The organism is Xanthovirga aplysinae, from assembly GCF_009711365.1.
GTDB classification, from domain to species: domain Bacteria; phylum Bacteroidota; class Bacteroidia; order Cytophagales; family Cyclobacteriaceae; genus Xanthovirga; species Xanthovirga aplysinae.
The window spans coordinates 1-8,891 of sequence record NZ_SMMB01001128.1 but is presented as its reverse complement, the minus strand read 5'-3'; the positions used below and the strand labels follow the sequence as shown (position 1 = coordinate 8,891).

Genomic DNA, 8,891 nt, shown 5'->3' with positions numbered 1-8,891 from the left:
AGCGCCTGTTCCAGAAAAGACTGAAAAAAAAGAAACGCCTGCTGAAGTTTCAGAGCCAAAAAGACGGACCAGAAAAAGGGAAAATGTCCAGCTTCAAGCTGAAAAAGTTTCCACACAATCAGAAGACAAAAAATTTACAGCACCTCGGAGAGAAAAAGCTGTTAATGTTCAGGAAAAAGAAGAATTTACACCTAGAAGGGAAAGTGCCCAGCCAAGGGAACGCTTCGAAAGACCAGAAAGGGTAGATAGAGGGGAAAGAGTAGAAAGGCAGGAAAAAACTGATAGAAGTAGAAAGAGCGGCAGCATTAAAGAATTTGATGGCCTGATCGAAAATGAAGGGGTTTTGGAAATTATGCAAGATGGGTATGGTTTTCTCCGATCTGCTGATTATAATTATTTGGCCAGCCCTGACGACATCTACGTTTCACCTTCACAAATAAAGCTTTTTGGGCTAAAAACTGGAGACACAGTAAGTGGGCAAATCCGACCACCAAAAGAAGGGGAAAAGTATTTTGCCTTATTAAGGGTAGAATCGGTGAATGGAAAAACCACGGAAGAAATAAGAGACAGAGTTCCTTTTGAATATTTAACCCCACTCTTCCCGGAAGAAAAGATCAATTTAAGCACTTCACCAGATAATTATTCCACTCGAATTTTAGATATGTTTGCCCCTATAGGTAAAGGCCAGAGAGGGATGATTGTTGCTCAGCCTAAAACGGGTAAAACAGTTTTACTAAAGCATATTGCGAATTCTATTGCAGAAAACCATCCGGAGTGCTATCTCATTATCTTACTGGTGGATGAAAGACCAGAGGAGGTAACAGATATGGCCAGAAGTGTAAATGCAGAAGTAATTTCTTCGACTTTTGATGAACAGGCTGAAAAACATGTAAAAGTTTCTAGTATTGTTCTAGAAAAAGCAAAAAGAATGGTTGAATGTGGGCATGATGTAGTGATTCTTTTAGATTCCATTACTCGGCTAGCCAGAGCTTATAATACAGTGGTTCCTTCATCGGGAAAAATTCTTTCTGGTGGTGTAGATGCAAATGCCCTACATAAACCGAAAAGATTTTTTGGAGCAGCAAGAAATGTGGAAAATGGAGGTTCTTTGACCATAATTGCCACAGCCTTGATCGAAACGGGTTCCAAAATGGATGAGGTAATTTTTGAAGAATTCAAAGGAACAGGAAATATGGAGCTTCAGTTGGATAGAAAACTTTCCAACAAGCGAATTTACCCTTCTATTGATGTTCCGGCTTCAGGTACCAGAAGAGAAGATCTGTTAATTGATAAAGAATCTCTGTCAAGAACATGGATTCTAAGGAAATTTATGTCTGACATGAATTCTACCGAAGCTATGAACTTCTTGAAGGACAGAATGAAAGGAACTGTCAATAACGAGGAATTCTTGGCCTCCATGAATGACTAATTAAATAAGAAAAGTTAAGAGTTAAGGAGTTATTAATCGGTGGTTAATTACCTCTTAACTCTTAACTTAATCTATTCTTTCCCTTCAACGAAATCCTGCAAATAGGAAAAGATAGATGTCAATTTCCCATTTTCAGCAATGGTAGCACGTTGAATAATCCCCTCTTCATCATGGCCCAGCAAAGCAGGTAGGATGTGAAGGAGCATTTCATTACCAAAATCAATAGAAGCATCTCTTGGCAATTCAGTGGGAAGATTATCAATAGCCATAGTCGTTACGAAATCCTTATTGCTAAAAGGAGGCATAATTCGATTATTTACAGGATCATAATCATAAACAGGATCTTCAATTGAACTGGTTTTTTTTGTAGAAGGAATAGATCCATTAATATCACAGGTCACATCTGCAATCACACTTAGTTTAAAATTTTTTTCTACCATACTCTCCCTGCTGAAAAGTGCTGGAGCTTCAGGATGCCAAAAGGCTGTGGCAATTAGTATATCGGTAGAGGAAGTATATGAAGTAAAGGTTGAAAGGTATCTTTCAGGGTTTTGATAAAACTCTTGAGCAGAAAATTCTTTACCTTCTTTTCTTTTATGATAATCCGAGCTTCTTAATTGTGTGTAAACAGGAAAAGCAAATGATTCTGTTAAATAATCTTTAGGAGAAACCTTGCATATCCCCATAGCGTTGAGTATTTCCATAGCTCCATTAGCTGCTCTTCCCCCTCCAGTAAGGGCAATTTTAATTGGAGGCAGTTTAATTTTTTTACTTTCCTTTTTTAATTCCTCTAGATCAAAGCAATCCTTAGCCCTTTTAAGCTTAAAAAGCTTGTTTTTTTGTCCGTAGGCCCATATCCCATTTATAGCACCGACAATTCCAGCATACCTGCCAAAAGCAATAAGCCTTAAACCGTTTTCTTCGGTTAGGCATTCATAATCTATAAGCCGAATTTTTTTGTTTAGTATGGTTCTAAGCAGTTCTCGGTTATAAGTTTGCTTTTTTATGGTGTGGGAGAAAAATAGATATGTTTTATTCTCCAATAATTCGGGAATTGGTACTTCTTTGATGCCCAACAAGATGTCACAATCATGCAAGTCCTGAACAATTGGGAGCCCCTGCTCTTTATATTCCTTATCTGAGAAACAGCGAATTGGACTTGATTGAATAAATACCTGAACCCCCTTAAATTTGTCAATTAATTCTTTTGCCTGCTTGGGGCTTAAAGGAACCCTTAGGTCGATAGGGATTTTTCCTTCTCTTAAAATGCCAATCCCAATGCTTTCCTTCATTTATTGCAAATTGCACTTAGAGGGGTTTTTGGTAACCCTAATTGTTTGGAATGGGATTCCCTTGTTAAATGGCATTAACTCCAAATTTTCAAGGAATCTTCGTTAGTTGTGAGGGTGGAAATAATAGGGGGCAAAACACGACCCCTATTATTTTTTTGGATTAGTTTTTCCTGGTTGTGGAAAACCGTTAATTTTTAAATCATCCCTTCCCCTTAGTTTCTTATCATCGACTTCCTTATTCAGGAATTCATTGATTTTATCAATGTTATAGTTCGATTTGATTTCCCCGAAGGTGTTGATTTTTATTTCAAAACCATTCAATTCGGGATTCACTTTTGGACTAATTCTTTTGGATGATTTTTTCTTTACCATAGCTCTACTCCTTTACACGATCGGAGAGCCTGTCCACCACCTTATCAATTCTATTTATCGTTTCTTCCTTACCGATAATCTCAATTATATTCATTAGGTCGGGACCTGCTCCAACACCTGTTATTGCTAGTCTTACTGCTTGCATAACCCTCCCTATCTTAATATTGTTTTCGGCCAAGGCTTTTTCCAACGTTTCTTTGGCTAAGTCTGCGTTTAAGTTTTCGATATTTGTTAAGGCGTCTTTATAGGCAGTTAAGGCAGTCACCGCCTCAATATTCCATTTCTTTTTTACCACCTTCTCATCATAAGATTCTGGTGATACAAAGAAATACTTTCCTTCTGCCCAAAAGTCATTTGAGAAAGTTACTCTTTCTTTCATCTCCCCTATTATTTTAACGACTTTCTCATCTGAACATTTAATGTTTTGAGCCTTTAGCTCTTTTTGAAATTGTTCGGCCAGTTCCTTATTAGGTTTTTGACGTAAATAATGTTGATTGAACCACTGGGCCTTATTGATATCGAACTTAGTTCCGGATTTTCCAATGCGTTCAACGGAAAATGCTTCAACCAATTCTTCCATTGAGAATATTTCCTGATGTGTACCCGGGTTCCAGCCTAGGAAAGCTAAAAAGTTAACAAAACCTTCCGGTATATATCCTTGTTCCCTATAACCTACGGAGGTCTCCCCCGTTTTTGGGTCCGTCCAATCCAGTGGGAAAATTGGAAATCCATGCTTGTCAGCATCCCTTTTACTTAATTTTCCATTTCCTTCCGGTTTCAATAAAAGCGGGAGGTGTGCAAATCGCGGCATGCTGTCTTCCCAACCCAAAAATTTATAGAGCAACACATGCAAAGGCGCTGAAGGTAACCATTCTTCTCCACGGATGACATGGGAAATTCCCATCAAATGGTCATCCACAATATTAGCCAAATGATAGGTAGGCATGCCGTCCGATTTCATTAAAATTTTATCGTCAATGGCAGATGAATGCACCATTACCCACCCTCTTATCATATCATTAAGCCTGATTTCTTCTTTTCTAGGGACTTTTAAGCGAATAACATAAGGCTCCCCTGATGCCAGTCGGCTTTTTACTTCATCTTCCGGTAATGTGAGCGAATTTTTCATCGTCATGCGGGTGATGGCATTGTATTGTGGAGAGGCTACCCTAGCAGCTTTCAAACGCTCCCGCATTTCATTTAAATCTTCTGGGGTATCAAAGGCATAATAAGCTTTTCCTTCATCCACCAGTTGTTGAGCGTATTCCATATAGATCCCCTTTCGCTCCGATTGGCGGTAAGGGCCATTTTCCCCACCAGCACCTATTCCTTCATCAATTTCGATTCCGCACCATTTTAATGCTTCCAAAATATAATCTTCAGCTCCTGGTACAAAACGGCTTTGGTCGGTATCCTCAATTCTAAGGATCATTTTACCACCATTTTTTCTGGCAAAAAGGTAATTATATAAGGCCGTTCTAACTCCTCCTATATGTAAAGCACCCGTAGGGCTTGGTGCAAAGCGCACCCGTACTTGCTTCTCCATTGCTATTTAGTCATTTTAATTTGTGCCAAAATTACAAAATATCGCGAAAGGTTAATAATGAAGTTTTTACAACTGATATTTTAGCTAAATAATTTATGCAACACCTTTCTGCTTTTGTCTATTTGAATGTTAAAATTAATTATTACAATAAGGTAGTTGAAACCACCGGTAAGAATGGATAGAAATGCATAAAGGTTATTCCTAATGAATAGTAGAAAGAATAAGCTTAATAGTAATGTAACAATGGTCCAAAAGATCAGGAAAAATCTGGTGAAGAAAAATAACTTGTATTTCAGGAAAACTATACATCCTGTAGAAGTTTCTTCTATTTCCCCAATAATTAAGGGAATATAGTTATTCGGATAAGTCAGTATTCTGGAAATTCTGAAGTGCTTATCCTCTATCCATCCATTAAAAAGAAAGGACTTCTCTTGAACATTAGGCCATTTCAATTCTGGCCGAACCGATTTTGTAACTCGCCAAATCCGATACTTTATCTCATCTGCCTGTTGGGGAAGAACAATAGTCTCCCACCATACAGGCAAAAATGATAAGTTAGCATAAAGCGATGCAAGAGATCTCCACATTGACATCTTTTGGCAATCTACTTACTTCCACACATTCTCTTGCTGGAGGGTTTTCCTTAAAATATTGCCCATAGGCGTCATTAATGGTGGAAAAATTATTCATATCTTTAACAAAAATGCTACATTTTACTACCTGCTGAAAACTTGACCCTGCTTCTCTCAATACGGCTTCCAGATTCTTCATAACCTGATGGGTTTCTTCAGTGATGTTGTGATTTATTAATTCACCTGTCTCTGCATCCAGTGGAATTTGTCCAGAAACGTAAAGTGTGTTTCCAGCTAGAACTGCCTGGCTGTAGGGCCCAATAGGTGCCGGAGCTTCTATGGAATTGATGATTTTCTTGCTCATAATTAAAAAAGATAAAAAAGGATAAAAAAGAAGTTTCGCTTTCTTTTATTAAAGGTCAAGGCCTAAATAAAAAGCATTTTTTACTATATTCCTTAACTCAAGCTGAATCTAAAAGCGAAGGATTAAAATTATAAAATCCTTTTTGAAAACCCACTTGAAAATCAGGCTTCTTTTTAACTTTCCATTCAAAACTTCAGGGCAAAAAGCAAAATTTCTTCTCTGTTCTCTTGGTATCTTTTTTATATATAAATTTAAATAAATGTTATTATCAGATCTTCTTTTTCCCAAAAGTACCTAAATCACCCTTTCAACTTTAAATTCACGGCTATTCATTTCCACTACACCTCCAGCCTTTAATCCACTTAACTTTTTCCCTATTGGTGAAACTGGAGAAATCACAAAAACTTCCGTATTATCGACTAAGACTTTGCCCATACTAATTGCAAAATAAAAATTTCCATTTGAAGTTTGAACGAGGCTTCCCAAAGTAATTTCTTCAGTTTTTTTATCAGGATTCATCTGGTCCAAAACTTTTTTTAGTTTCAAGGCTTCGGCTAATTGTTTGGCTGACTTATCCCTTTCTATCTGCATCATGGCTCGGGTGGTCTCATATTTATCCCCCACACTACTTTTGCCTTCTTTATTGGCTGCCTGTTGAGCTTCCTCCATGGCCTGCTTGGAGGAATTGATTCGCTCTTCGACATATTGAAGGCATTTGGAAAAGAGCTTTCTCTTTATTGCAATAGGGTCATGGATGTTTTTCAATTCAGGAATTATTTGTGAATAAAAAATATGTCATTGGTTATCTTCCAATGGCATGATGATTATTTTGAATTGGTAATCTATGCGATGGAAAATTATTTCTTTTCGAATACTAGTGTAATCTTATTAAAATCTGCAGCTGCATTTATTACCTTTCGGAAACCTTCAAATGCTTCTTTTTCTACATTTATTTCTTTGTAATATTCATCTACTTGAACCTTGACGAGACGTCCTTTTTGTTCATAAGTTGAAGAAAAAGCGAAAATTTTATCCCCATCCTTTTCATAAGAAACATCCATATTTAAATCGTCCAGATTTTTGACCTCGTATCCTTTTGGAATTTTAAAGGAGATTTTCCGATCATAAAGACGGTTAAAGTCATTCTCCACATTAGTAACTCTAGGTTTTTCCTGATACATCTCCACTTGTGGTCCGATAACGTCTCCAATTTTGAAAAGGTAATTTTTGCCAGCTTTACCAATCAAAGAAGAAGTCTCAAAGGTTGCCTGTACTTCAAAAGGCTCTTTGAGTGGCGAAAGGTTTGGTTCCCCATTGATGACCTCATAATTAAGAAGTCGTGCATCTCCGGAGTACATTTTCACCATAGAATTGATAACTTCCAATTTATTTTGCTCTGGAATAAATGAGTAATAAGGTTGTATCGACATGGCATTGTACCCCCCAAAAAAACGATCTGTGGTTACTTCGGCAATATCCATAGTTTTGAAATCGATAGAAATATCTAATTTATCAAAGCTTTTCTCATAACTAAGAGGGGGAATGAATTTCACCCTTCCTATGGCTGTATGGACCTCACCCAATTGGATTGGTTTTATAAAAAGTCCTTCCACATTGGTTAATAAAAAAGGCACCATCCCGTAACGAAAAAAGGGTTCTTCCGGACTCATGAATTCATTTGTTTCCGGAAAATAAAAGAGGTAGTTCACTAGGTTCTTCCAGTTTTCAAATTGGCCATCAAAGTGTACATTATCTCTTTCGGTGGTCATCACTAATTCATGTTCAATGTCTGCTAAGGTAAAAAGTTTGGCATAAAGCCGCACAAAACCTTGAATATTGGCATATTTATTCGTCACAATAGAAGAGAGGTCTACAAACTGTGGACCAGTGGTTTGAACCAATTGGAAGTTTGTCTTAATATATTGCTCTATTGACTTTATTTTTTCTTCCGTATTTTCATTCTCCTTTAACTTCAAATTGTTATAGAATTCCTCAACATTTATATTTTCCACGTCCGATGTGGTATAAATATTCTGATAAACACTTGTTGTAGCATCTGCCCAGGTCAACAGCTTTTTTTGCCCCATGAAATCATTATAATCGAGCTTAAAGTCAATTCTCATTCGGTTGGGGTTGTAATACATGAATTCTTCTTCTTCCAAAGCTGGAATGTCCTGGAGGGCTAAGCGATAGGTATGATCTTCTTCTCTTGTTTCCTCTTTGATTTCGGGGTCACAATTATAAGTCTTCAGACCAAACACAAGATTGTTAGGGGCAGTTAATTCAAAAGAACTTTCTAAAACTGGTGTTTTACTTTGGAAATAAGTTCTTCCAAAAAAATTGGGGCTTTGTTTTAAAATAAAGTAATATTCAATTTCACTTCCTTTTTCAACACCTTCTACAGCAAATATTTTAAGCGTCTGAGCTTCTTCTTCATCCTTTAGCTCCTTAATATTTTCCCTATCCAGTTCAATAATCTCTCCCTTTTTATTGATAGACCTGGCTTTTATATCGATAATGTCATCTTCATTGGCCACGGGAATATAAATCTTATTGAAAGCCTGTATGGCGTCGTCGTTATTTACCCGAATCGTCCGGTGTTCCACGCTATAAAGCCCAAGCTCTCGGTTTTCTCCTCCGTAGGTAAATTCATAAGCTACATAATTTCTTAATACTACAGCGGGATAATCTTTATACTCTTTGCGTAATTTGGTACGTGAGGGCTTTGCTTCCCACTTATATTCGTCGTGATGAAATGGTTTTTCTTGTGCAAAGGTAATTGACCCTAATAAGGAGGACACTATAAGTAGCAAAGCATATTTTAAAACTGAAGATGATTTGTTCATACGGATAATCTGTTGGTTAAAAAATTATCAGACATTTAAGAGTGTGTCTAAGTAAAAAATAAAAGTGGACTTGTAGATTAATTCAAAAGGATATAAATCCGTAAATCTGAAATTTTCTATTCAATATCCTTTAATCGGCAACTCTACTTTTAAATTTGTCACAATTTAGAAAAATATTGGAATCAAATTCAATAATTAGACCATTCCATCAATGGTTTAATTTGATAATCTTAATTTGGATTGGTTTAAAGTTTTTTCAATATCAAAGACTCCCGGTAGGCCGCACTCAATTGGCTGATAACTTCATTATATTTTTCAAAATCATTTAAATCCAGTAAAAGATAATTTACATATATACTTTTCTCCTGTTTTATTACATTGCCTTCCGAAAAATATTGAATGGAAAAGCCGATGAGCTCATTTGAAAAATTCACACTTTCGGGAAGGTATTCCATTTGATAACCATGGGG

General features: G+C 36.7%; 9 protein-coding genes. 1 reads left to right on the top strand and 8 read right to left on the bottom strand.

Annotated elements, in window-relative coordinates:
• Positions 1-1,429, top strand: a 1,429-nt coding sequence (rho, locus tag E1171_RS13745; RefSeq protein WP_155206604.1) for a transcription termination factor Rho, incomplete at its 5' end; no start/stop codon positions are given.
• 71 nt (positions 1,430-1,500) lie between these two features.
• Here rho and E1171_RS13740 read toward each other — a convergent pair.
• From E1171_RS13740 to E1171_RS23870, 8 genes are all read right to left on the bottom strand, one after another.
• Positions 1,501-2,721: an NAD(P)-dependent oxidoreductase gene (locus E1171_RS13740; RefSeq protein ID WP_155206603.1), complete on the bottom strand. Its 1,221-nt coding sequence runs from the start codon at positions 2,719-2,721 to the stop codon at positions 1,501-1,503.
• Positions 2,722-2,868: 147 nt separating this feature from the next.
• Positions 2,869-3,093 (bottom strand): hypothetical protein, encoded by a 225-nt coding sequence (locus tag E1171_RS13735; protein ID WP_155206602.1) that lies wholly within the window; start codon positions 3,091-3,093, stop codon positions 2,869-2,871.
• A 4-nt stretch (positions 3,094-3,097) separates the two neighbouring features.
• On the bottom strand, positions 3,098-4,639 hold the full coding sequence (gene gltX / locus E1171_RS13730; RefSeq protein WP_155206601.1) for a glutamate--tRNA ligase: 1,542 nt from the start codon (positions 4,637-4,639) through the stop codon (positions 3,098-3,100).
• Positions 4,640-4,719: 80 nt separating this feature from the next.
• On the bottom strand, positions 4,720-5,226 hold the full coding sequence (locus tag E1171_RS13725; RefSeq protein ID WP_155206600.1) for a hypothetical protein: 507 nt from the start codon (positions 5,224-5,226) through the stop codon (positions 4,720-4,722).
• Positions 5,195-5,575: a RidA family protein gene (locus E1171_RS13720; protein WP_155206599.1), complete on the bottom strand. Its 381-nt coding sequence runs from the start codon at positions 5,573-5,575 to the stop codon at positions 5,195-5,197. Before E1171_RS13720 ends, E1171_RS13725 begins: the two co-directional genes overlap by 32 nt.
• 294 nt (positions 5,576-5,869) lie before the next feature.
• Positions 5,870-6,340: a 3-oxoacyl-ACP synthase gene (locus E1171_RS13715; protein WP_155206598.1), complete on the bottom strand. Its 471-nt coding sequence runs from the start codon at positions 6,338-6,340 to the stop codon at positions 5,870-5,872.
• 92 nt (positions 6,341-6,432) lie between these two features.
• Positions 6,433-8,421, bottom strand: a complete 1,989-nt coding sequence (locus E1171_RS13710) for a DUF3857 domain-containing protein (RefSeq protein WP_155206597.1) — start codon at positions 8,419-8,421, stop codon at positions 6,433-6,435.
• A 245-nt stretch (positions 8,422-8,666) separates the two neighbouring features.
• The coding region (locus tag E1171_RS23870) for a hypothetical protein (protein WP_187696449.1) at positions 8,667-8,891 on the bottom strand (225 nt) is incomplete at its 5' end.

Bases quoted from the DNA above. Each gene is read 5' to 3' on its own strand.
- E1171_RS13710 (WP_155206597.1), bottom strand. From the start codon at position 8,421: ATGAACAAATCATCTTCAGTTTTAAAATATGCTTTGCTACTTATAGTG.
- E1171_RS13735 (WP_155206602.1), bottom strand. From the start codon at position 3,093: ATGGTAAAGAAAAAATCATCCAAAAGAATTAGTCCAAAAGTGAATCCC.
- E1171_RS13720 (WP_155206599.1), bottom strand. From the start codon at position 5,575: ATGAGCAAGAAAATCATCAATTCCATAGAAGCTCCGGCACCTATTGGG.
- E1171_RS13740 (WP_155206603.1), bottom strand. From the start codon at position 2,721: ATGAAGGAAAGCATTGGGATTGGCATTTTAAGAGAAGGAAAAATCCCT.
- gltX (WP_155206601.1), bottom strand. From the start codon at position 4,639: ATGGAGAAGCAAGTACGGGTGCGCTTTGCACCAAGCCCTACGGGTGCT.
- E1171_RS13725 (WP_155206600.1), bottom strand. From the start codon at position 5,226: ATGTGGAGATCTCTTGCATCGCTTTATGCTAACTTATCATTTTTGCCT.